Genomic DNA, 24175 nt, shown 5'->3' with positions numbered 1-24175 from the left:
TGCTAGAAACGGAACAGGTGGCTGGAATCGAACGACTTACACCCGAAGATAGGTGAATGGGGCCCTGATCAGAACGTTCTGTGATGATGTCTGTTACGGACGTCTGTTAGAGTTATCTGTGGTGCTTGTCTGTGGTTGAGATAAATCTATTCACAAAAACCATCTCATTGATACTAGCCGAACATCTGGACGATACTTGGCCGAAACACCCCGTCGTCGATTTGTAAATCTCGCGGTTCAAGCGGGAAGAGCAACAATCTAACTGTATCCCTCAGCACGGAGGTGCCGTCGATTAATCTCGCGTCGATGCTGCCCTGCGCGCAGCCACAATATTTTGCGAACTACGACCCAGCCCGAAGTTGAGACCCCTCTTCTCAATGTATATGACTAATCATGAAACCGAGCACATTGCAGCTGCGCTCGCCCTCTACGAGCGCGAGCGGATTACGCTCGATGATGCTACGAGACTTGCTGATGTCGACCGGTGGACGATGCGTGATATCCGCCGCGAGCATGGCGTTGACCACCGCCTCGGGTTCGCTGACGAACACGACGCAGCCTACGAGGTCGAGGCAGCGACCGAACTCGAATTCGATGATGAGGACTGGGACGACGAGGGGTCGCGCGCGAAATGACAGGTGACGATCTTCCAGGAAACTCGAGTGCCCTGAATACGACTGTCCTCTCGAACTATTCCTACATCGACCACCTATGGGTCGTTGCAGAAATCACTGGGATCTGTACAGTTCCAGTCGTTCGCGAAGAACTCGAAAACGGCGTTGATGATCATCCGTCTCCCCGGTCGGCACCTGATATACTCGACGACGAAATTCCAGTCGCGACGGTTTCTGACACAGTTGCAAACAGAGAGCGGTGGTCAGTGACCATCTTGATCACGGCGAAGCTCAGGCGTTTCCTTGGTAGGCGTGCCTGACGGCCGTCTGCAGACAGTGAACAACGGTTTCTAGACCTACACGGATACGCCAGCAGTTTCCGCACAGAAACGGAGCTCCAGGGATGATCGCCTGCCGTGTTCGTGTCAAATTCGGTCCTACCCCGACATCGCTGTGGCGAAATATCGTCGACGGAGCGATAGAACAATCACAGAATTAGAGTCGGCGATCAACCTTGCAGTCGGGCTTAATAGACTCATGTCTGGTTCGGTAGAGGGAACGAAGACTACTGGAACAGCGAGGCCAAATACCGCTGCCCGCAGCAGTACGAGGAGTTGCGGGATGGCGATCAAGTATTGCGTACTGAATGGGTCGAGAACGTAAACGACGCAAAATCTCTTTTGTATATCGGAATATGGTTTATAAGGTAGCAGTTTGGGATTTCAGGCTCTCTATGTGGGGATATGACTGTATTTGGGGTGTCGACATGGTGGTGCTGATTATTCTGGTAATCACGACCAGTTTGAGGTATTCCGGCGCCGTCGGTGAAGCACGAATCGTGGAACTGACTCAGAACGGTGCTTCTCCCGGGCAGAGCCACCGAGACCGAATCGCAGACTCGTGGAGGACCGTTTGATGCCTGACCGGATACCCTCGACGCCACTCGTCGATAGCTTCGAGCGCTACCTCTAAGACGGGAGAATGGACGCGGGGGCGACGACGGGAACTACCGGTGAACACTACAATGGCTTCTGAACGACGCAACGAAACACGGGCAGGGCGTCAGGCAGGAGCCATCGCCAACGGTGCGGCGCCGTGGGCGAACCTAGAGGTGACGGTTCCGACCGGGATCACGCGTCGGCCGTTGCGCTCGTGGCGTGCGCCCTCGGCGATGTCACGCACGATGTGGGCGCCGTCTTCGTCTCCCGGCAGGTTGGGCGTTCGATGCGGACGCAGTACGGCGTCGGCGACGACGTCGGCGCGCAGTTCCAGATCGAACTCGGGCATCTGGTAGGCCCGTTGCAGCTGTGCGAACGCTGTAGTCCAGGCGGGCTCGTGACGTACTGGACGTGCGATCTCGAAGCACAGTTCGTCGCGATGCTGGCGGAGTGACTCCATCTCTCAATCCCCGGTACAGAAGTCACTCTCACAAGTAACAAACATCCCAAACAGCTGTGTCCCAACAGTCACACCACTAGTCTATGTCGAGCGGCACCATCGATATCGAGGAGTTCGAGGACGCCGACGCCGACGAGTTTGCTGAGCGCAACGACACCGAGCGGATCGTGCTGTTCCTCGACGAGCACGACGACCGGGCCTGGAAGGCAGCGACCATCGCAGAGCGACTTGGGCTGGAGACCGACGCTGTCAGCGCGATCCTCTCGCGCCTGAACGAACGCGGACTCGTGCGACACAAGCGTCCGTACTGGGCGATCACGGACGACGAGGAACGGCTCCAAGCTGCCTACCGACTCCACCGCCACCACGAGACGGCGGACGACCAGTACGGCGAGGAGCGGCTCGAAGACCTCCAGACTGATGAGATGGAAGCGGTACAGTGACTGCGTTCGATGACCTGACACGCGGTGACATCGCCTGGGCGAGCGACCCGCTCTCGGAGAAAGGTCCCCCGATGCTCGTGCTGGGAACTCCTCGATTCTCGAACCGCGGTACCCAACTCAGGCCTGCTGAAGCCGATCCGCGATGATTTCGAGGGTCTCCCAGAGAACACCGACCGGCGCCGTCGCCGCAAGCGATACGTCGTCGTAGTCGTACTCGTCGGTTGGCGACGCCCGTTCCTGATAGTGAAGGTGGCCGTCGACATGTGGGTTCGGTTCGAGATGGACGCCGCAGTCGAATCCCGACGACTCGCTATAGTGGATTTTGAAGTTCGACGTGAGTGATGTCCGACGGCGGTCGTCGAGACTGGTCTCCGGTGGAAGGTGCGGATTCGGCTGCCACGTCACCCGTAGCGATGCCGATTCACCATCGCGCCCGAACTGTGCTGGGTCGACGTCTGCCTCAAGTTCAGCATACTGCCCGTCCGGGCTCCCCCACGCGGAGTTGATGGCTGGATGGAGTTCGAGTTGCTCGCGCAGCGAGCGGAGAATCCGGTGACGTTTCTCAACGTCGTCGTGCGCTGACTCCCAACCGCCATCCGGCCGCTGTGGCTGGCGGCCGAACTCACTATCGGCGGTAGGCTGCTCACTTCCGTCATCATCTTCGCCGGCGTCGGTCATGCGGATGCCGGTGGACGAGAAGTATACGTCTCGTAGTGGTCGATCGCATCCCCAAGCAGCGAGAGTTGGTACTGTGCGGACTCCCAATTAGCCGCGATACGCAGTCGCTGTTGGGCGTCCTCAACCGAGACGTCTTCCGTGACGGACGCACGAAGCGATCGCGGTGACTCGACATCATACTCCGCTTTCCAAGACTCGATATCTGCTTGAATGGCTGTTGCCTGTTGAGTGAGGTCGGCTTCGGAGTTCTCTGCGACGAGTTCCTGTATCGCAGTCAGGCGCGTGTAGACCGGGTCCGGATAGTACGTCTTGCCTCGTACTGACTCATCGGTGACGAGCACACCGAGGTCGACGAGACGTTCGAGATGGTTACGCGTCGTCGGCTCAGAGACATGTGCTTCATCGGCGATCCAGCCCGCTGTCCGAGGCTCCTCAAGGGACGACGCAACCGAACGCACTCGGTCGAATCCCGTTGTTGCGTCCTTCCACCGCGAGACATATGCTGGTTCATCTTCCCCATCGCGAGAGTCCGCCATGTCCAACACCACGTGGTGGAGAAACATAATATTTTCCACAGCCAAAATAATCTATTCCCGTCGGCTGTGCGTTCTGCGACTCCACGCCCGGTACCGAGACTGGCGAGGCCCACACCTGGGGCACGACGAGCGGGTCAGCCACTCGATCTGCGTTGACTGTGCCACCCAGACGGAGCCGGATCCCGACGAGCGCGGTCACGTTGCCTGTGACGGCTGTAGGCTCGTCGTCGACGCGCTCGCGGCACTGACGCGGTTCTGAATGGAACTCGGCCATCTCGAAGGCCCGTTGCAGTTGTGCGCCCGCTGTAGTCCGGGCGGGCTTGCGACGTACTGGACGCGCTATCTCGAGGAGCATCTCGTCGCGACGACGGCAGAGTAACCCCAACACCCTTTACTGATTCGCTGTAATCTGTAATCAAGGCCGAATCGTGTCACGCACCTCAAACCGCGCCGACGGTGACATCGTCCAGGACTTCCTCTCGGTCGCTGACCTTCTCGAGGAGCCACAGCTGGCTCAGCTATACGCGTACCTCGCTCGGGAGGGGGAGGCGACTGTCCAGGACGTGATGGACGACCTCGAGCTTGCTCAGGGAACCGCCTACAGCTACGTCAATCGGCTCGTCGACGCCGGCGACGTCGACGTCACCGATGACGAGCAGCCGCGGCGGTACGCCGCCCGGGAAATCGACCTGACTGTAACGACGGCCGCCGGTGACCGCGAGTACACGATCACGACGGCGCTCATCGACGCCGTCGGCCGCCGCGAGACGGACGCCGACATCGACACGTACATCGACCGCCACGGCGTCGCCGGCCTCGCAACGGCGCTCACCTACGCCGTCGCCCGTGAACGCGGTGAGGTGACCCACCGGCTGATGGCGGAGGACCTCGACATCTCACCGCTGGCTGCAGAGATGATCCTCCAGGCACTCCGTCCCGTCGTCCACGAGCACTACGACACCGAGGAGGCCGGGGCGGGACTCGACGAGTTGGACATCGACGACGGCGACGCGGCTGACGACGCGTGAGCCGGCTCCACACCGCCGACACCGGCCTGTTCGTCGCGATGGGGCAGCCGTCGAACAGCCGCTACCGGGCCGTTCGGCGGTTCGATCGCCGAAACAACATCACCTTCGTCCTGCCCGAACGGGTGTACGAGGAGCTGACCATCGACGACCCCGACATCGAGGCACCACCCGTCGACGCCGCGATCGATGAGGGCTGGGCGACGGTTGCGTCACCGTTGGAGTTCTCCGAGCCTGTCGCCTCGCGGGTGATGGATGGCGTCCAGCGGTACATCGCGAACGCCGACGACCGTCCTGCCGACGAGATCGAGCGTGCCGACGCTGCCCTCGCCGCCCTAGCTGCCCAGCATCTCAGCGCGGGGTCTGCGACCGAGGTCTACATCTACACGACCGATATCGCGGCCGGCAAGGGGGCCGAAACCGTGCTCGCGAGCGAGGGCTACGGGGACTCGGTGCCGTTCGTGAACGGCTTCCGGTTCATCAAGGACCTGGTCGACGGCGACAGCTGACTGATTGCTAGTCTGCTTCGGTGGGAGAGGACACTCGAAACCCCTCGGCCGCTCGACGTCCCGCGACCACCGCTGCGCGCCTCGTGCCTGCGGTGCTTGCGGGGTCGGGGGACAGCCGAGGCGCCCTCACCCCTTTCTGAGACCGCCAGGACTGTAGATGGCTCACCGAGCGACGTAGCCGGCTGAACGGGTACGTATGAGACGGCCCGCCCCGCTCGCCGCTGCCGCCCTCCGCGTCGATCGCGACCGACGATTCCGGGCATGCGGGCGCTCTCCGCACCGCCCGCGCCCCTTCCGGGCTAAAGTGAATGTGCCCTCGGCGCCAGCGGGTAAGCGCGAGGGGTTGCGCGGCGTAGCTGCTCACCCCCGACTGGGAGGGCTATGATCAAGGTGCCAAAGAATTGCGCACGAAATGGTTATTTTCGTCGTAGGAATCACCGAATCTGCTGGTAAGTAGATATGCAAGTGTAACAGTAGTTGCAGACACCAAAGTCGTGAAGAGAAGTTGGACTGAAGCGACCACAGGTGACAGCAGGCGTTGAAAGCCCTCGGCGCGCTCGCGGTCGTTGAGTGGGATATCCTCGGTCGCTTCGCTCCCTCAGATAGTGCCCACTCAGACGACTCTCCGCTGGCGCGAGCACGCCTCGCCCTTTCAGTCCACCAGGACAGCATCGCAGACAGCCACACGCCTCCCCAACCGATTGCGGTGCTCGCTACGCTACGCTGCGCTCCTCGCCCCTCGCACGACTACTGTTGCGCGATGAAACGCGCGACAGCGCGCGCCACCGCAATTGGTCACTTTGTGGGCTACCCTGCTCGATTGATGCTCTCAACTGGCCAGTTCCGAGACGCGGTTGTCTGACTGCTGAACGGTGGTGAAAGAAGACGTCACCGGTACGGCATCGTCCACGCCTGTTCTCGACGGTGTGTGCGCCGCAGAATCCCTGGGCGTTTCCCCCGGACTCGCCTGACCGTGTCGTCGAGACAGCATTCCAAGGGCCATCAAGGGTGGGGACCCAGATCACGGTGGCGATGCCGCCATTGCCCAGTGACTCGCGACAGCGCGCGATTTGCTGGCGATCGACTAGCTACGTTCCCTACATACAGCGGCCTCGTGCCCGGATGGCGGGCACGAAGCGTGTTACGAAACGGTGTTTCGGTGGGTGGGCTGTGGGTGTGGAGTTCTGGCAGCTCCAACGAAGTGGATGGCTTCGTTGCCCGATGTACGGGCACTTCATCGATTGACAGCGATGTACTTTCACTCTTCGGCCTATTCGTTTAGGCAATAGTATCCACTCAGCGAGCAGACGAAGAAGTATCCGGACTGTAAGTGGGGCCATGTCCGCTGAGAACGTGACTGATCGCGGTCCTCAGCACTGGCGGTAGCCGTGGTTATGGGGAGACAAGACCGACGGCGAGAGACGAGATCAACGAGTTCGAAGAGGGGTCGAAACTGTTCAAGCGCGACCGTCGCGAGCCCTGCCCAGAGTCTCACGTGCGGCTCATCAATCCGGCTTTTCTCACTCGTGGAAGCCGGTCTCAGCCCATCGAATGGGTCGTTCTGGTGTCCACTCGAAACTCTGCGTAGGATCTGCAACTGGACGACGACCTTAACCGGATTGAAGTCCACTCGAACTCGTATGAGCGATCAGTCAGAGGAAACAGAAGGGGGCCTCTGGGAGGGTGGGGATGAGGAGACGTTCGAACGATGTCAGACCCTTCTCCGCACGGTCAGCGACGGTATGTATCGGCTCGACATCGACGGACGATTCGTCGCTATCGATGACGGTTTGATCGAGATGACCGGGTATACTCGCGGCGACCTCCTCGGAGAGTCGGTCTCGGAACTGCTGGACGAATCGGCTGTCGCCCGCATCGAAGACGTGATTCGCAACCGCCGCGAGAACGGTGCCGACGACACGCCCTTCGATGTCGCAATCACCACGGCCGACGGGGACCGGATTCCGTGCGAACTATATCTCAATCGCCTCCTCGACGGCGACGAGTTCGAGGGGACTGTCGGCGCCGTTCGAGAAATCAGCGAACAAAAGGAATACCAGCGGAAACTCGAGGAGTCCGAGCGGCGCTACCGGACACTGGTCCAGAATTTCCCCAACGGTGCTGTCACACTCGTCGACGAGGACATCAAGTATCAGACCGTCGGCGGTAACCCGCTCGACGTGATAGATCTCACGGCCGAGGAGGTGGAAGGTGAGCCGGTGAGGGATGTCGTCCCGCCGGAGCTAGCCGCCGAACTCGTTCCATGCTACGAGGCCGCATTCAGAGGTGAATCCAGTGCGTTCCAGGAGGAGTCCGGCCACAAGGTCTATCAGTTCCAGGTCGTGCCAGTCCGAGATGGCGAGGGCGACGTCTTCGCGGCACTCGGGATGTCCCAGGACATCACCGAGCGCGAGGAGGCCCAGCGCAGGCTTGCGGAGAGCGAGCGACGATACCGGACGCTCGTCGAGAACTTCCCGAACGGCTCGGTGGGGCTGTTCAACGAGGACTTAGAGTACACGGCCCTCGGCGGACAGCTTCTGGATACGCTCGGCGTTGCGCCGGACGACCGCATCGGGCACAGTATTCAAGAACTTCATCCGGACGGGTTGCTCGAGCAGATAGAGCCGCACTTCCGGTCTGCACTCGAGGGGGAATCGAACGTGTTCGAGATCGAGTATCGCGATCAGTATCTGTCGGTCTACACCCTCCCAGTGAGCGACGCCGGCGACGAGACCTATTCAGGAATGGTCGTCGTTCAGGACGTCACCGACCGGAAAGCGGTGGAACAGGACCTCAGGGAGAGCGAGGCCCGATTTCGGATGCTTGCGGAGAATCTCGACGAGATCGTCTGGATGACCACTCCGGACGCCGAGGAGTTCATCTACGTGAATCCCGCCTTCGAGGAGGTTTGGGAACAGGACCGGACGCAACTCTACGACGACCCGCTCTCGTTTCTCGATAGGGTCCACGAAGAAGATCGCGAGCGCATTCGCAAACGATTCACCGCCCTTCCCGAAGCTGACTTCGACGAGGAGTACCGCGTCGTCCGTCCCGACGGCGAGATCCGATGGATTCACTCCCGGGGCACAAGCGTGGTAGACGGCGGGATGGCCCGCATCGTTGGCATCGGCCAGGACATCACAGAGCGCAAAGAGCAGAAGCGAGAGCTCGAACGGGCATTGGACCTCCTCGAGCGGACCGAGCGCGTCGCGGACGTCGGTGGCTGGGAGATCGACACGGAGTCGATGGACGTGTTCTGGACCGACCACACGTTCGACTTGCTAGAGGTCGACGCCGACGAGGAACCCCCGCTGGATACAGCTCTCGACATGTATCACGACGAGGGCCAATCGGCCCTCGAAGACGCCATCGAGACCGCCCTGGAATCGAACGAATCGTTCGACGTAGAGGCCCGAATCCGGACAGGCGACGGCGGCATGCGATGGCTCCGGCTCCAGGGAGTTCCCGAGACCATCGACGGCGATGTCGTGTCGCTCCGTGGGGCGGCCCAGGACATCACCGAGCGCAAACACCGCGAACAGCGACTCGAAGAGAGCGAGGCCCGGTTCCGTCTCCTCGCAGAGAACCTCGAGGAGATGGTCTGGATATCCGACACCGAGACGAGGGAAATCCTCTACCTCAACCCCGCTTACGAAGATATCTGGGGGCGCGACCGAACGTCGCTGTACGACGACCCTACCACGTTCCTCGAGTCCGTCCACCCGGACGACCGCGAGCGCGTCGAGCAGGCGTACGCGACTGTGCCAGACGAGCGGTTCGACGAGGAGTACCGGGTCATCCAGCCAGATGGCGACGTTCGGTGGCTCTCCGTCCGAGCCGAATCAGTCCGCAGTGAGGGGAGAGAACGCGTCGTCGGCATCGCCGAGGACATCACTGACCGCAAAGAGCACGAACGAGCGCTCGAGGAGTCCGAACGGCGCTACCGGACGCTCGCAGAAAACTTCCCGAACGGCGCGGTCGGACTCTACAACGAGGATCTGGAGTACACTGCCGTCGGCGGGCAGCTTCTGGAGGCGACTGGCGTCGAACCGGCGGACCGTATCGGCAGCAGCGTCTACGAGATCTACCCTGACGAACTCATCGAGGAGATCGAGCCGTACTTCCACGCCGCGCTCGATGGTGAGGCGAATTCGTTCGAGACCGAGTTCCACAACAGAAACCTGCTTGCCCATACGCTCCCCGTGAGAAACGCCGATGACGAGGTGTTCGCAGGGATGCTCGTCGTGCAGGACGTCACCGAGCGTCGCGAGTACGAGCGCCGACTCGAAGAATCGAACGAACGGCTCGAACAGTTCGCCTACGCGGCTTCCCACGACCTGCAGGAGCCGCTCCGGATGGTGTCGAGTTACCTGCAGCTCGTCGAGAGCCGGTATGCAGACCAACTCGATGAGGACGGTCGAGAGTTCATCGAGTTTGCCGTCGACGGCGCTGACCGGATGCGGGACATGATCGAAGGCCTACTCCAGTACTCCCGGGTCGACACGCGCGGAAACCCCTTCGAAGCGGTCGATCTCAACGAGGTAGTTGCGGACGTTCGCCAGGACCTGCAGGTGAAGATTCAGGATACCAACGCTGAGATCACCGCCGAGGACCTCCCCCGAGTCTACGGTGACGGCAGTCAACTCAAACAGGTCTTTCAGAACCTGCTGGACAATGCCATCGAGTACAGCGGCGACAAACCACCGCACGTACACGTCGGTGCCGAGAAGAACGACGATCAGTGGATTATTTCGGTCAGGGACGAGGGTCTCGGCATCGATCCCGAAGACGCAGAGCGGGTGTTCGAAGTGTTTCAGAGTCTCCACGGTGGCGGAGATTCCGGCACGGGGATTGGACTGGCGTTAGTCGAGCGCATCGTGGAGCGCCACGACGGCGAGATCTGGATCGACTCGGAGCCCGGTGCGGGGGCCACGTTCTCGTTCATCTTGCCCGCGGCCGACGAGGTCGACGAGTGACCGGAACGGCGCTTCGGCAGCTACCCTGCTAGTCGCGAACCTCTCCGAGACTATTGCCTACCCGCGGGGGCGTTCTGTCAGATAGCATCATCACCATGCTCTCCGTGGCGACCGATGGTACCGAAGTGTTCGATTCCCTTTGCGCGTAGGTTTCGAGCGCGGTCATCCACTACTCGTCGATAATCTCGTCGCGGAGCTGGGCTACCGTGTAGATATCCGTCAAGCCCGGTTCGTCGATCTGCATGGACTGGGTTGGCGTCCCCTCCGAGTAGGTCTTCTCGACACGCGGGTCGCCGTCGAGCGGGTCGTTGAGCGCGGCGAGCACCTCGTGGGCGTCCTGATGGGACATCACGACCCAGATCGCCTCGTCGGGATCGCAGGTGGCCATCTTGTCGTAGTCGTCCGGCACTGCCCGGCGGGTATCGTGATTGATGCGTTCGACCTCGATCGTCAGGACGATCTCGCCGTCTTCGTCGAGGCCGACGAGGTCCAGCCGGTGGTGTTCGAAGTCGTCAGCGGCGTCCTCGACGGCCTCGTCGCCACCGAAGAAGGCGTCGGCGTCGATCGACCCCTCTTTCAGGTCGTAGTAGGGGCGGATGGTCACCACGTCGGAGTCGGGGTTCTTCGCGAACTCGCGGGTGGCCCAGCGGTCGCTGACCTCGACACCGAGGTCGTGCTCCGAGGACTCGTCGAGGTCGCCCTTGCCGTGACCGAACGCGACGCCGAGACTGTGGGGCTCCTGGATCACGTCCCGGCCGTCGGGCGTGAGTGAATAGAGGCGATACGGGCGGTCGGTGTCTCTGGTGACCAGCCCGTCGTCGACCAGTTGCTCGACGTCGTCGGTGTCGATGCCAGCGTACTCCTGGATCCGGATCATCGAGTCGCGGGCGATGTCGTACTCCGGGCGCTCGTAGTTGTTCTGCTGGGCGTTGTACACTGCCTGCATGAAACACAACTCTCTGGGCGAGTACTCCGACGCGACGATACCTTCCGAGGCGAGCGAGAGATTGAAGTCGCAGATAGGGAAGTCGTCCGGGTCGATTCCGCTCATGAAGTGACAGCAGTCGATCGCCTGCATCATGCCCTGGGCGCTGGCGTTGTAGCGGTTGTCACAGCCCTCACAGCGGATCGCGTGTGCGCTCTCGTCGTAGTCGACGCACCCGGGCAACCGCTTCGTGTAGGGCAGCAGCGTGTCGACGCGTGGTAACGCGTCGGCGTCGACATCTTCGTCGGTGGTGCCGAACTCGTGGTCGATGGTACTGGGTTCGCCGATTTCGATGCCCGCTTGCTCGCGGGTCCGGTCCTGCAGTGACTCGACGGCGTCCTCGAAGGCACGTCGGTCCCGGCCGACGAGCGTGTCGTCGCTGGCGGGGTGACCAGGTGGGGCGGGCAGGGACTCACCGAGGAACGGACGGACCGACGGTTCGCCGAAGCCCGCCCCCCGGCGGACGAGCCACTCACCGCGACGCAGCGCGCCGAGTCGGCGCTCGACCTCACTCGGGGACATGTCGCCCGTCGCGAGTACGTCCGGCAGATGACGGTCCACGGCGACGTTGCCGACGACGAACGTCGCGGTCTCGTTGAGCGCCTCGCGATACGTGTTGTTCGACGGGTCCGGCGAGTCCAGCTGTTCGAGGAACTGCACACCCAGCGTTACCGACAGATCGAAGCTCCGCCCCTGGGCGAGCAGCGTATCCACCAGTTCGGTGTCGGCGACGTCTTTCGCCTCTTCGAGGTAGAGGTTGACCTGTGGGGTGTCCGCGTCGCTCGGCGTCCGCTCTTCGCGGGCTTTGATCGCCGTCCAGAGGTTCGACAGGAGCACGAGCGTGAGCGTCCGCTTGATCCGCGTCTCCATCCCGCCGAAGTCGAAGATGACCACTGTGTCTTCGTCGACGACTTCGGTGAAGTCGAAGCGGGCGTCGTCGGCCGGGCTGGGATCCGTCTCTTCGACGGGGACCGGAAGCGGCCGCGGTGGGCGTGTGGCTGGTTCGGGTTTGGACGGTGCTGCCGATTCTGTAGCGTCTCGTTCACTCGCCATCGTTGGGAGGGCGTCTGGCTGCTGGATTCTGCGGATCTGTCTACAGCTACGTTGGCCTATTCATGTCCATTCATTGTACTTTGCGGATCGCGATGGTGTCGTGGCGTCCGAACGCCCCCGCGCGCTCGTCGCCGCCGCGCCTCGCTGCGCTCCAGTGGGTGCTTACGTCGGCGGGGCGGCGACGAGCGCGCGGCTCCGTTCGATTGCCCGCCCGGTGTGGACTGTCGCGAGATTTGCGGCTGGTGTCGCTGTCAGTGTGTGTTTTGGCGACAGATTTCGACGTCAAGAGGACGTTCTACTCGGGATGGACGACGGTCCCGCAGTCGGGACACTCGGCGTAGCACTTCGCACTGTCGTCGGTCTCGTATTCGACCAGTACGTGGACGTCGTACAGAGCTGCCCCGCATTCATGACAGCGTCCGATTCGGTCGGGACTCTGTTGCATTTGGATCACCAGAAGGGGAACGAGCGCGTGTGACACTCGTGAGGACTGGATCCTCTACCAGCCCGATCGGCCGGTTTGCACTTAATGGTCCGCTGAGCGGGGTGAAAGTAGAACTCCCGTACGGGGATGATTGTAGCACCTAAAGTCGTGCTGAACTCTGTAGATAGTCGGAAGTGCCCGAACAACGGGCTCACGAAGTGACCCACTTCGCTCGGGACACATGCCCAGTTCCCGGACTTCCCCACGTTTCCTGCATCGACGCCGAGGGTCTGCTCAAGTGGCAGTGTCGTTCGCATTCGTCTCGTCATGCTAGTGCAGACACAGACCCCGCCTGGTCGAGCAGCGAAAAGGGGTAACGTATGGGACGTGCCCGCTTACAGACAACCCGCGCCCGATTCGAGAACAGGGGGCCGAGCGAGCATCATTCACAGTCGAGCCCGTCAGGCACGGTCGCGCGCAGCAGCCTCTTCGAGGAACGCGTCGGGAAGCGACCCGAGTTCACCGACTTGCACGCGCCAGAGATTCGCGTAGAGCCCGTCCGTGGCCAGTAATTTCTCGTGTCCCCCTCGTTCGACGATTTCTCCGTCTTCGAGGACGAGAATCCGGTCGGCGTCACGGACCGTCGAGAGCCGGTGGGCGATGCTGAACGTCGTCCGGTCTGCGGTCAGTTCGTTCAGCGACTGCTGGATCAGGACCTCGGTCTCGTTGTCGACGTGGCTGGTCGCTTCGTCGAGGATGAGTATCTCTGGGTCGCGCAGGAGCACACGTGCGATCGCAATGCGCTGGCGCTGGCCGCCCGAGAGCCGGTCCCCGCGCTGCCCGACTTCGGTGTCGTAGCCGTCATCGAGGTCAGTGATGAACCCGTGTGCGTTCGCTCGCTCGGTCGCCGACTCGATCTCGTCGTCGGTCACGTCGAGTCCGTAGGCGATGTTCTCACGGATCGTGCCGGTGAACAAGAACGGTTCCTGAGAGACGTAGCCGATCGAGGAGCGCAGACTTCGGAGCGTCACGCTCCGGACGTCGGTCCGGTCGACGGACACCGACCCTTCGGACACGTCGTAAAACCGGAGCAGCAGTTTCATCAGTGTGGACTTCCCGGAGCCCGTCGGACCGACCAGCCCAATCGTCTCGCCGGCATCCGCAGTGAACGAGACGTCGGTCAGCGCCTCCTCGCCGTCGGGGTAGCTGAAGGAGACATCGTCGAAGTCGACGGTGCCATCGACATCGGTGAGTTCACTCGCGTCGGGATCTTCCGGAATGCTGACTGGGTAGTCGAAGAGGACGAACACGCGTTCGGCGGACGCTTTCACGCGCTCGAAGTTGTTCAGAAGCTGGCCGGCCTGGGTCATCGGGCCCTGAATCTGGCGGGTGTACTGGAGGAACATCACGACTGTCCCGACAGTGACCGTCCCGGAGAACATCCCCAGTGGCGGGCCGAAGAGCACCCACCAGCCCCCGACCATGAACACGAGTGCGAATCCGAGGCCATTGATCAGCGTGAGCAGCGGGCCGAAACGGATTCCCCATCGGCGGGCGCCCCACCGGGCATCCATGTGCTTCTGGGACGCACCTTCGACCCGAGTAGATTCGAACGGCTCGTTCGTGAACGATTTCACGACCTGAATCCCGCTGAGATTATTCTCCAGTCTGGACGCGAGGTCACCGAACGTTCCGCGGGCTTCGCGATACATCGGTCGGACCTTCTTGACGAAGAGGTAGCTAACGAGCGTGAGCAGCGGCGCCGGTAGGAGTGCAACGAGCGCGAGTTGCCAGTTCGTCCCGAGCATGATCGCGCTGATGCCGACCACCTGGACCAGGATGTTGAGCAGTTGCCCGAGCCACCCGTTCAGGAACCCTTCGAGTCGGTTGACGTCGCTCGACAGGACGCTCATGAGTTCGCCCGTCTGGCGGTCGGAGTAAAACTCCATCCCGAGCCCCTGCATCTTGTCGTAGACGTCCGTCCGCAGTTCGTGCTGGACGTTCTCCGCGAAGACTGCCCACCCCCAGCTGCCGAGCCACGTGAGAATCGTCGTGAGCAGATAGACACTCACGAACAGGCCGACGGTGAGGAGCATCTTCCCCTGCGTCGTCTCTGGGAGCATCTCGACGGGGACGAGCGGGAGTCGATAGGGCGTGCTCTCTGTAAAGAGGCCGTCGATGGCCAGCGCGAGTAGCCACGCCGGCGCCAGCCCGAGCAGTGGCGATACCATGTTCGCCGCCAGCGCGAGACAGACGGGCTTGGGGTACCGGCGGGCGTATTTCCCCAGCAACCGACTCATCGGCCTCTCGATGTCTTCTCGTTCGTCGGAGAAAATGTCGTCTTCGTCGTCGTCGTCGGGCATCGAGGATTAGCTCCCCCGTGCGACTGTCTCCGACCACATCGAGATGGGCTGCTGGGGAGTGCTACACTGACGAGTCCACTGTCGAGAAACGATCGTATCGGAGCGCCCTGGGAAGGAGGGTACTTGCATGTAGCAAGAAGGTATGTAGTACGGATATATAGCCAGCGAACCCGGAGAGAACGGGGTCTTCTTCGGTTCTCATCTCCGATCACGCAACGAGTGTTGGTCAGTTCAGATCTCTCCCAGCAGCCGGTCCCTGGATGGCTCGTCTGGTTCCGCCAAACTGGTCTCGAAAGCGCAACCATTCCTGCGGTATCGGAAGGGCCTTATCGCAAGACAGCGAACGGATCACTACCCGCATGAGCGGGTGCGAAGCCATCCACTTCGCCTCGAGAGACCCACCCGTCTCTCGTTTCACATCCACCCCACCCACCGTTTCTCAGAGGGCCGGCGGCTCTCAGTGCAGTCTAAGGCATTCTTCGGCCGACGGATCTACATCTACCCCAACTTGCTGGTAGGTGCCGTCGCCGACGGGGACGACGTGCCGGACGATGAGCGAAACCTGGCCTTCGCTCTCGTAGTAGGAGAGGTCGCCCTTCACGGCGACCTGCGTGCCGTCCTCGATATCGTCGTCGACGCGACCGAGTCGCGAGGCGAAGACGACGCAGTGGATGGTGGCATCGTCGTGGACTAGGTCGAAGTGACCGTGACCGTTCGCGGAGACGCCGTAGTCGGAGACGTTTCGCAGATGTAGTCGTAGTCCAGGTGGTCGCTCGTCTCGACGAGGTCGGCTATCTCGTCGTTGAGCGCGTCGACGAAGGTAATGGTCTCCGTCTCGAGTTCCGCAGCCAGGGCCGTAAAGTCGTCGTCGGGCCCTGGCTCAGTCTCCATGCGTCTGTGGTGTGTCGGTCTCCGAGATAAGGGCTTGGGTGGTTCGCTCAGTTGGTCCTCTCTTCTCGATACGGGTACTTGATAGGTGGTCTCTAGCTCACGCTGAATATGCGTCGAACCAGGCAAACTCCTCGAGCGTGATCGCATAGGCGTCTGCACTGCCGACGTAGCGGGTCGTATAGCTCGTTGGGTAATACCCCGCTTCGGGGAATACGGCAGGCGTCGGCACGGCAGTCGACACTTCGCCCTCAGCGCTGGCTGCGACATCTCGCATGAACGCCTCGGTGATCATCGGTTCGGTAAACGTTAGCTGTCCGGTCCCGGACCCGTTGTAGGTCGGGAGTGCTACGAGGCTGCCGTCAGGGCCGAGTGGAAGGTCAACCGTCCCATCCGGTGAGGCAGGATCGATGGCGAAGTCGTACGCGCCGTAGATGTACGTGTGCGTAAACGGCACGTCCGGATCCCATTCTGGCGACGTCTCGTCGTAGATGTGCTCACCCATCTGCTTCACGATGAAGCGAGGCGTCTCGTAGACGTAGCGCTCCGGCCAGAACGGTTCGGGGATATCGTAGGTGGCGACCCCCATGAACGGGATCGGGCTCGGCGTGACGAGTTCGTCGATCGCTGCTTCCTCGACGAAGTAGTAGTGGAAGTCGAAGTGCGGTGTCGTCCACACGTCAGCCGGTGGATGACCAGTGGGGTTCCAGTCGATCCCCGCGAACGTGTACGTGAGATCGGTAACGTCGGGGAAGTCGAGATGGAGATGCTGGCTAGTGGACTGGCTCGTGAGATGCTCGAACGCGTCGCTGGTCACCCAGATTCCCAGCTGCGCGGGCTTGCCGCTCCGAGTCGTCGTGGAAAACGTCCAGACGTCGTCCCCGTCCCCCGTAACGGATGCCCCCTCCCCGCGCTGGTAGTTCGAATTCGGGGTGTCAAACGGATTTTTGGTTGGTGCTGCGCTCCCCACGCCCACGAGCGCTGTTCCTGCGACCGCCGCACCGAGTCCTTGCAAAACGTTCCGACGACTAACAGCAGACATCCGACTCTCGGCGTTTTGTTTCGACATACTAGTCATCTGCTCAGACGACGCTTGCTATCTTATAGTCGTAGTGATACGTGGTAGCATCCTGATTCGCCGGTTAGAGGTGTTCCGAAGCGATTCCTCGCCACCCGGCCCCAATAGTGGCAGCCGTATCTCATATTCTATCTCTCGGTGGTGGAATGACCGGGTATCGATTCCGGTGGCTCCGTTCACTGTTCCCGACCGTTCGCCGCGCGCGATGCATTCCGCCCTCCGCGTCATCTCGCTCTGTATCTCCTGTCACCGGAACGCCGATCACGGTAAAATATCGAAGCAGCGACTTCGCTCGCTTATCGACAGTGAATCAAGTGCTCTTCTGGATGGATTGAACTCCCACTTCTAGGTTCACCGTCAAAACCAAATAATGAGCCCCAACGTGGGCCTTTAGCTTCTCTTACCGGCATCGGATTGCGTCTCTGACGCCCGTCTCAATCCACGAGAAGAGAGGTAGCTACACCGGTGAATTCAACGCGCCGAAGTAGACTTGCCAGGCCAGCAGCGACTTCGCCACGAGACTCAACACGATGTACGCCCGCTCACCGTACAGGTAGTCTTGCCACTTCCAGACCTCGCGATACTGCAACAGCATGTTGATCGCAAAGAGGTTGAACAGGACAAACAGCGAGGCGTAGATAACGATCACGAAGTCCGGTGGGCTGCCGCCAGCGTTGAACGTGCCGAGGATCGAGACAGCGATGACAATCCAGGGGACAACGCCGGCGATCGAACCGACGACGAACGAACTCCAGTCGGTCTCTTCGGTCAGACGATTGTGACGCTCCATCACCAGTCCACAGAGATTCATCACTGCGACGAGGCCGAACAGTGCGATCAGCGTGCCAAGATCCCAGACACCCGCGAGCATGGCGATCAAGACGATCATCACCGAAGCGCTGATCGCATACTCGTACCACCGGTACGGATTCATTCCCTGCCCAAGGTAGGCGACGTAGCGGTCGTAAAGAACCGTCGCGATAAGCACATGAGCGATTGCTGAGATGAAGAGGAACGCAACCGCCAAATAAGCCAACTCGATCGTCCCGATCGACTCCATGACGGGTGCAAGTCGCTGGCTTTCAGTGTCGAACTCGAGATGCGTCGCGGTGATCGTCCACTCCCGCGAGGAACTCAGATAGAGCATTAACGCACCCTGAAGGAAGTGTAACCCACCCATGACCGCGTTGAATCGCCGGAGATTCCAGTCGCCAGGGTTCGTCGTTCCCATAGACTATCTATTCGTAGACATCTGTTATCGTCTTTTGGTAGCATTTATCGCGGCCAGCAGACAGGCGTCTCCGTCATCGAAGCCCTTCGGGACAGATCTCCGACAGAAGAGATACCTACGTGGCCTTGTTGAAACCCTCAATTGGTGATAGGTATCAGCAGCTGTGCTGAATACAGGGCACGAACTGATCAGAGCAGAGCAATGGCGAACAAGAAATATATGACGATACTGATGATGTCCTGAAGTGCGGTGGCCAGCGGCCCGCTCCCGAGCGCCGGATCGATGTCTAACAGTATGAATCCTATTGGGATGAGCGAGGCGAGGACTGTTGCGACAGTACTGGAAATAAACAATGAGAGGCCCACCACGACGCCGATTTGCGCCGAACCAACGATGACCGCGGCCCCCAATCCGCCGAGGACGCCCAGCATGGTTCCGATAAGTATCCCGATAAGGAGCTCTCGTCGCAGGTAGCGTCCGTAATCGACGTCCGAGAGGACGAACGCCCTGATGGCGATGGCTTCCGACTGTGTCCCTACGGAATCAGCGATGTAAGCAACCACCGGAGCGAAAAAGGCGAGCGCAATGGTCTGCTCCAAGGTTGCCTCAAATTGACTCGTGACGACGCTGAGAATTAGTCCGGCGACCAACCCGAACAAGAGCCATGGGGCCCGTGCTCGGACCGCGACGCGAACCTGAGTAGAGGCGAGTTCTGTGATCTTATGTCTGGTTTTCTGAATCCCTGCACTGAGAAGTACGTCTTCGAGATGTTCCTCATGCATGGAGTCGATGATGGCCTGTGAGGTTACAACCCCGATGAGCTGTCCATCGCCATCTACCACCGGGATCTCGGTACGGTCGCTTTTGATAGCGAGAAATATGGCGCGCTCTCGGTCAGCGTCTGGAGACAACTGGACAGTCGCTGGCCCCATGAGACGCGAGGCAGGATGGTGGTCCGCCGACCCGAAGAGGGCGGCGATATCGATTCGACCCAGGAGTTGTCCACACTCGGTGACGTAGATCGTATCGGCGCTCTCCCACGTCTCGCCGTTGAGATGGTCCAGCATGTCATCTTTAGTGTCCTCCGGGTTGCAAGTGGGGATATCCTTCGATAGGATGTCTCGGATAGTCTCGTCCCCTACACTCGAGCCCATGCTAGAACATGTACCGAACCTACCCAGATAACACGAAGGGTACGCTACATCCATCCTCTGGGCCGTGTTTTGACGCGGTGCAGATCGTCCACTACGTTCGTTGTACGAACGACGAACTCTGGTCAGGAGGGGTACACGGACTGGTTTTGGGTAGCCGATCTAGCCACTTTCCGACGTCTTCAGGAGCGTCTAAACACGGCTCAACGAGTGCTATTCGTGTGGCAGTACATTCCCCGTCATTGACGTCAAGAGACGACAGGCCGACGTCCTTCACTTCGAGATAGAAGACGGACGCAACCGTCTACTCTTTCCGCTCGTCCTTTCTGGCGTGGTTGAGGAAGTGCTCGGAGTACACCGGACACAACTCATTCGAATCGGACCATCCACAATTACCGTTCGACTGGAGGTGCTCTCCGACCGCAACGAATCACACGTATGAGAGCAGGTGCACGCAGACCTACGGTTATTCTTCGAAGATCAGGGTATCACTGGGGTTGCTCTGGAGAAAGCGACTGAGCTACCGCAACGCGATACTTCTAGTGGGAACTTCCGCTTGCAGGGCGAAACCGACGACTCTGGATAGGATTTAGAACCGACCGACGCCGTGTTTGCTCGAAAATCGGTAACTGTCTCGGTAAGCGAATGCCGTTGAGTGTAAGATGCCCCCTCTAGGGAATTATTTCGCAGTATTCGTACCTATTCTCAGGTCTGTCAATTCGCTCAATGTAGGTGGGATACTGAGCGAATCAAGGGAACCCACTTGTTGGTGGCTCCCTTACAGTCCTTACCCATGGCCTCAGAGGGACTTGATTCCGTTGACAAAGGTATCCTGTATCTCCTGCAGAAAGATGCCAGAAACAATACGACGAACTCCATCGGGGAACAGGTCGGCGTTTCGTCCAGTACGGTCGCCAATCGTATCAACAAGCTCGAAGAGGGCGGCGTTATCTCGGGCTATCACCCGACGATTGACTTCGAGCAAACGGGGATGGGTCATCACTTGCTCGTCATTGGGACTGTTCCGATTGATGACCAAGAGGAGATTGTTGACGGCCTCGTTCGCGTCCCTGGTGTGGTGAGTGTCAGTGAGTTATTAACGGATAACGCAAATCTCTCAATTGAGTTGGTTGGGCAGAACAAGCAAGAAATTGAGAAGAGCATCGGTGAGATGAGTGGGTTGGGCATCGATATTGAGCGCATGGATCTACTGAAACGTGTTCGAGCGTTTCCCTACAATCATTTCGGAGAAGAATTCACGAACGAAGACGACACTGGATGATTTCCAGCCCGTATTTAAGACACAGTGGTTAATATAAAATAGACGACATGTTTATCCGAAGCGGAAGCATAGTCATTCTTGATGAGTCAAGTTCAGACCGCCGAGACGGATAGTCAGAGAGTGAGTCGGGCAGTAATCGATGCAGTAGCTGCCGTTGAGGGTATTCGACCAACGGAATTAGCGCCACCGCTGTACGACGTAGTTGACCCCGATGCGTTGGACAAAGTGTTCGCTGGGCGGTCATCACTGGGGAAAGTGGTATTCAACTACAACAGTTACGAGGTTACGGTAGATGCCGATGGCCATGTGGCAATCAAGGACTACAGTGGATAGCTAACGTAGTGAAACTATGAACCGTTCTGTAGAACATAAGTATCCGTTACTACCCCCTCGATCACTATGGAATGTACCGATTGTCAAAGTGAGGATGGGAAAGTGACTAAAGTAACATGTGGGTGTGAGAATAGCTATCGGGCATCCATTTGTGAAGACTGCATCATCGAATACGTTATGAGTTCGAACGTCACTGAAACCGATCGTGTACGACTCTCATGAGATCTGGTCTGTAAGCAAGTCTACTTACCAGTGCATTCAGCCAGTTCTACGATGAAAACAACCATTTTGTGAATAGGTCTCTGTTACCCTCGGCTCGTGCGGTTCTTTCCGATACCTGTCCAAATCTTGCTGGTCAGAAGCGATTACGCACTCTGAGTACGCCGCAAGCGTTGCGTCAGTGGTGTCGGTGAGCCGCTGGCGAATCTCGGTCCGATCCCATCCCAGCGGCGAAAGGACGCTCTCGATGGCGCGGACGAGCTGTGTCTCGTAGTACGATTCGTCGTAGTCGTCGACCGCTTCGTGGGCGAGTGCGACCCGCTCCCGAGATCCTTTCTCGTCGTCGACGACCACGTACTCGATGTCCTGACCGGGGTGGACGTCGAGGCCCTGGTCGCGGGCGCGTTCGAGCGCGGCGACGTTCTGGGTGTACTGGGTGTAGGCGTCGACCGGTTTCGAGATGCGATTCCGCTCGACGAGGTCGGCTGGGTCGACGCGACCCGCCTCGAGCAGGCCAATGGCCGTCTCCAGTCGGTCGACGACCGACTCCGGGTCACGGGTCTCGTCGAGGACGCAGATGCAGTCACGCTGGAAGCGTTCGACGAACGGTGGCGTCGAGCGCTGCCGGGCTTCGATACCGCGTGTCTTGTACGACTCTTCGTGAGCACGTTTCCCGAAGTACTTCGTCAGCGCACCGGCGTCGCTCTCGCGCTGCGGGACGAACGCGACCCAGTCGTACGCTGCTTCGTATTCGAGGCGGATCCCGATCTCGTCAGTGAGGTCGGCGGCGATCGCATCCAGGTCCTCGCGCTCGCTCGACTCGAACTCGGGATTGGGCGTCACCCAGATCGAATCGACGATGCCGTGGACGACGTCCCACCCACCAGCTTCGAGGCGCTGTTTCGCTCGCAGCAGGATCTCGCGAGCGTAAGCGTTGATCGCTTCGTGGCACTCGATCCGGCCGAACTTGGCGTTCGAGAAGCCCTGATAGCCGAAGCAGGCGACGAGAATCCACTTCAGCGCGTCCGACCGCCCTTCGAGCGCTTGCAGGCGGTCCTCGTCGGGATCGTCGCGCTGGCGTTCCTCGCGGATGGCGTCTTTTTGATCGCATCACGGTCGTCGATGATCGGTTGGAGGACGTCGACGAGATATCCCTGCTCGTCACAGATCGCGTAGTCGAGTTCGGGCACGTCCGCACGGTCGCGATGGCACTCACAGCGGATGACGTCCGGCGAGACGTTACGAGTGCAGATGATGTTCGGGTAGAGGCTGGAGAAATCGAGTTCGTGGACGTCCTCGTGTAACCCACGTCGGGAGCGAAGATGAACCCGCCCCGGTCGGCGTCGTGGAGCGTCCCCATCGGTTTGTAGAACTCGTGGCGCCAGGAGTTCCAAGGCGTCAGCACACCGCGAGCGGTCGCCTCGCGGATCTGGATGGCCGTGAGGACGTTCCCGATCGACGCCCACGCGAGTTCCTGCAGCGGCTTGTGCGACCGTCCGACCAGGTCGAGGATACCGTCGAGATTCGTTTCCCCGTGGAAGAAGGTGTTCGACTCGTCGACGATCGCTCGGCCGGGGACGTTGTATCGAGCGGGTGAGTGGCCGACGCGGCCGTAACTGGCGTACGTGGATCGCCCGGCGAGTTGCTGGTACTCGACGTCTGGCCACCGACTCAGTGAGAACTCATTGACGCCGGCGTCGGTAGCCATATCGTACAGTGTTGGGACGAGGTCGCTCGTCGAGCAGACGAGCACGTCCGGATCCCGGTCGTCGACAGTGGCCTGGACAGCCCGGACGATGCTCGCGGGCGAGCCTGTGACAGACTCGCCGTCGACGGTGAGTTCGCCGTAGCTATCGCCTGCCGTCTCGGTGACGGGGACGGCCAGTCGGAGCGTGGCAAGGTCGCCTGTCGGCGTCGGGTCACAGCCCGTTTCGAGACAGTAGCAAAACTCCCGGGTGAAATCCACGTTAAAGCAGGCCAGGTCGCCGGCCGGGGTATTCTCGCCAGCGAACTCTTGGTTCCGATCGGCATCGCGGACGGGCCGGTCGACCGACAGCCGGGTCGCCATCGAGTCCGACTTCGTCGTAGTGTGCTCTGACATATCTGCAAAGAGGGACGGATTCAGAATAAGCCGTGGCGTGTCTCTTCCGGGTTTCAGAGAACAGTGGCTCGGAGAGGTCCGATCGCGGTCACGTCCTGCGGATTTACAGCGGAGTAGTGCCCCTTCCGGGGCACCTTCCAGGCGGGTCGGGAGTTCAAGCCCACGGAGTGCGTAGACGGGGTCATGTGTGGTCGAACGTCCCTCTTCATCCCGCAGGACGACCTCGAAGACCGGTTCGACGCGACGGTCGTCACCGACGGCGGGTACACGCCGCGGTACAACATCGCGCCCGGAGAGCCACTGGAGGTCATCACGAACGAAGCGACCGACGCGATCGACCAGTCCCACTGGGGTCTGATCCCGTCCTGGGCGGACGAACCCGAGGAAGGTTTCATCAACGCCCGCTCAGAGACAGCGGCCGAGAAGCGTGCGTTCGCGGACGCCTGGAAATCACGGCCGTGTCTGGTGCTCTTGTCGGGCTTCTACGAGTGGCAGCAACAAAACGGCGGATCGAAGCAACCGTATCGGGTCTATCGTCCCGACGACCCTGCATTCGCGATCGCCGGGCTATGGGAGACGTGGGATGGCGATGATGAGGACGTGTCCTGCGTGACGATTCTAACGACCGAGCCAAACGACCTGATGGCCCCGATCCACGACCGAATGCCGGTCGTATTGCCAGCCGACGCCGAAGACCAATGGTTGACTGCGGGTCCGGGCGAGCGGGCTGAGCTCTGTCAGCCGTATCCTGATGGGGATCTAGATGCCTACGAGATCTCGACGCAGGTCAACAATCCCGACAACGATGAAGCGACAGTGCTGGAGCCGCTTGGCCACGAGCAGTCGGGACTCGGGGAGTTCGGGTCGTCGTAGGTTGAGCGGTGAGAG

At 60.4% G+C, this 24175-nt stretch carries 17 protein-coding genes and 5 pseudogenes; 12 read left to right on the top strand and 10 right to left on the bottom strand.

Translation table 11 applies throughout. The annotated features are described in order from the left end of the window. Nucleotides 1–386 precede the first annotated feature (386 nt). From ACMGFH_RS22515 to ACMGFH_RS22495, 5 genes and pseudogenes are all read left to right on the top strand, one after another. Nucleotides 387–635, top strand: a pseudogene (locus ACMGFH_RS22515) (UPF0175 family protein); the annotation flags it as partial. Further along, nucleotides 632–950, top strand: a pseudogene (locus ACMGFH_RS22510) (twitching motility protein PilT); the annotation flags it as partial. The pseudogenes ACMGFH_RS22515 and ACMGFH_RS22510, both read left to right, overlap by 4 nt. 759 nt (nt 951–1709) lie before the next feature. Continuing rightward, nucleotides 1710–2006 (top strand): hypothetical protein, encoded by a 297-nt coding sequence (locus ACMGFH_RS22505; protein WP_415383369.1) that lies wholly within the window; start codon nt 1710–1712, stop codon nt 2004–2006. An 89-nt stretch (nt 2007–2095) separates the two neighbouring features. After that, nucleotides 2096–2455 (top strand): MarR family transcriptional regulator, encoded by a 360-nt coding sequence (locus ACMGFH_RS22500; RefSeq protein WP_415383368.1) that lies wholly within the window; start codon nt 2096–2098, stop codon nt 2453–2455. Further along, nucleotides 2452–2574, top strand: a pseudogene (locus tag ACMGFH_RS22495) (PemK-like protein); the annotation flags it as partial. The gene ACMGFH_RS22500 and the pseudogene ACMGFH_RS22495, both read left to right, overlap by 4 nt. On the opposite strand, the gene ACMGFH_RS22490 reads toward ACMGFH_RS22495, so the two are convergent. Beyond that, a complete protein-coding gene (locus ACMGFH_RS22490) occupies nt 2573–3133 on the bottom strand; it encodes a hypothetical protein (protein WP_415383367.1) in 561 nt (186 codons plus the stop codon). The pseudogene ACMGFH_RS22495 and the gene ACMGFH_RS22490 sit on opposite strands and share 2 nt — an antisense overlap. Then, nucleotides 3130–3669 carry a winged helix-turn-helix domain-containing protein gene (locus ACMGFH_RS22485; RefSeq protein ID WP_415383365.1) on the bottom strand — a complete coding sequence of 180 codons (540 nt, stop codon included), beginning with the start codon at nt 3667–3669 and terminating at the stop codon, nt 3130–3132. The genes ACMGFH_RS22490 and ACMGFH_RS22485 overlap by 4 nt, the downstream gene beginning before the upstream one ends. 53 nt (nt 3670–3722) lie before the next feature. On the opposite strand from ACMGFH_RS22485, the pseudogene ACMGFH_RS22480 reads away from it, so the two are divergent. The 4 genes and pseudogenes from ACMGFH_RS22480 to ACMGFH_RS22465 all read left to right on the top strand — a co-directional run bounded on the left by ACMGFH_RS22480 (nt 3723) and on the right by ACMGFH_RS22465 (nt 10179). After that, nucleotides 3723–4048 (top strand): annotated as a pseudogene (locus tag ACMGFH_RS22480) (hypothetical protein). 49 nt (nt 4049–4097) lie between these two features. After that, a complete protein-coding gene (locus ACMGFH_RS22475) occupies nt 4098–4697 on the top strand; it encodes a helix-turn-helix domain-containing protein (protein ID WP_415383364.1) in 600 nt (199 codons plus the stop codon). Further along, nucleotides 4694–5203, top strand: a complete 510-nt coding sequence (locus tag ACMGFH_RS22470) for a hypothetical protein (RefSeq protein ID WP_415383363.1) — start codon at nt 4694–4696, stop codon at nt 5201–5203. Before ACMGFH_RS22475 ends, ACMGFH_RS22470 begins: the two co-directional genes overlap by 4 nt. Nucleotides 5204–6843: 1640 nt before the next feature. Beyond that, nucleotides 6844–10179, top strand: a complete 3336-nt coding sequence (locus ACMGFH_RS22465) for a PAS domain S-box protein (protein ID WP_415383362.1) — start codon at nt 6844–6846, stop codon at nt 10177–10179. Between the two features lie 169 nt (nt 10180–10348). Here ACMGFH_RS22465 and ACMGFH_RS22460 read toward each other — a convergent pair whose 3' ends face one another. From ACMGFH_RS22460 to ACMGFH_RS22430, 7 genes are all read right to left on the bottom strand, one after another. Next, complete coding sequence (locus tag ACMGFH_RS22460) at nt 10349–12217, bottom strand: hypothetical protein (protein WP_415383361.1); 1869 nt, start codon at nt 12215–12217, stop codon at nt 10349–10351. Between the two features lie 885 nt (nt 12218–13102). Next, nucleotides 13103–15004, bottom strand: coding sequence for an ABC transporter ATP-binding protein (locus ACMGFH_RS22455; RefSeq protein ID WP_415383360.1), 1902 nt, complete (start codon nt 15002–15004; stop codon nt 13103–13105). Between the two features lie 457 nt (nt 15005–15461). Next, entirely contained in the window at nt 15462–15752 is a 291-nt protein-coding gene (locus ACMGFH_RS22450) for an exodeoxyribonuclease VII large subunit (protein ID WP_415383469.1), read from the bottom strand. Continuing rightward, nucleotides 15695–15895, bottom strand: a complete 201-nt coding sequence (locus ACMGFH_RS22445) for a hypothetical protein (RefSeq protein ID WP_415383359.1) — start codon at nt 15893–15895, stop codon at nt 15695–15697. The genes ACMGFH_RS22450 and ACMGFH_RS22445 overlap by 58 nt, the downstream gene beginning before the upstream one ends. 97 nt (nt 15896–15992) lie before the next feature. Further along, entirely contained in the window at nt 15993–16970 is a 978-nt protein-coding gene (locus ACMGFH_RS22440) for a hypothetical protein (RefSeq protein WP_415383358.1), read from the bottom strand. A gap of 457 nt (nt 16971–17427) precedes the next feature. Then, nucleotides 17428–18201 carry a heliorhodopsin HeR gene (heR, locus tag ACMGFH_RS22435; RefSeq protein WP_415383357.1) on the bottom strand — a complete coding sequence of 258 codons (774 nt, stop codon included), beginning with the start codon at nt 18199–18201 and terminating at the stop codon, nt 17428–17430. 188 nt (nt 18202–18389) lie between these two features. Then, complete coding sequence (locus tag ACMGFH_RS22430; protein ID WP_415383356.1) at nt 18390–19268, bottom strand: magnesium transporter; 879 nt, start codon at nt 19266–19268, stop codon at nt 18390–18392. 877 nt (nt 19269–20145) lie between these two features. Here ACMGFH_RS22430 and ACMGFH_RS22425 point away from each other — a divergent pair. Further along, nucleotides 20146–20634, top strand: coding sequence for an Lrp/AsnC family transcriptional regulator (locus tag ACMGFH_RS22425; protein ID WP_415383355.1), 489 nt, complete (start codon nt 20146–20148; stop codon nt 20632–20634). Between the two features lie 81 nt (nt 20635–20715). Then, nucleotides 20716–20967 carry a HalOD1 output domain-containing protein gene (locus ACMGFH_RS22420; protein ID WP_415383354.1) on the top strand — a complete coding sequence of 84 codons (252 nt, stop codon included), beginning with the start codon at nt 20716–20718 and terminating at the stop codon, nt 20965–20967. A 375-nt stretch (nt 20968–21342) separates the two neighbouring features. On the opposite strand, the pseudogene ACMGFH_RS22415 reads toward ACMGFH_RS22420, so the two are convergent. Next, nucleotides 21343–23287: pseudogene (locus tag ACMGFH_RS22415) on the bottom strand (type B DNA-directed DNA polymerase); the annotation flags it as partial. A 183-nt stretch (nt 23288–23470) separates the two neighbouring features. On the opposite strand from ACMGFH_RS22415, the gene ACMGFH_RS22410 reads away from it, so the two are divergent. Then, complete coding sequence (locus tag ACMGFH_RS22410; RefSeq protein WP_415383353.1) at nt 23471–24160, top strand: SOS response-associated peptidase; 690 nt, start codon at nt 23471–23473, stop codon at nt 24158–24160. Nucleotides 24161–24175 lie beyond the last annotated feature (15 nt).

Source organism: Halosimplex rarum (assembly GCF_047715405.1).
In the GTDB taxonomy this organism is placed as follows: domain Archaea; phylum Halobacteriota; class Halobacteria; order Halobacteriales; family Haloarculaceae; genus Halosimplex; species Halosimplex rarum.
This window is presented reverse-complemented; position numbering and strand designations above follow the sequence as displayed.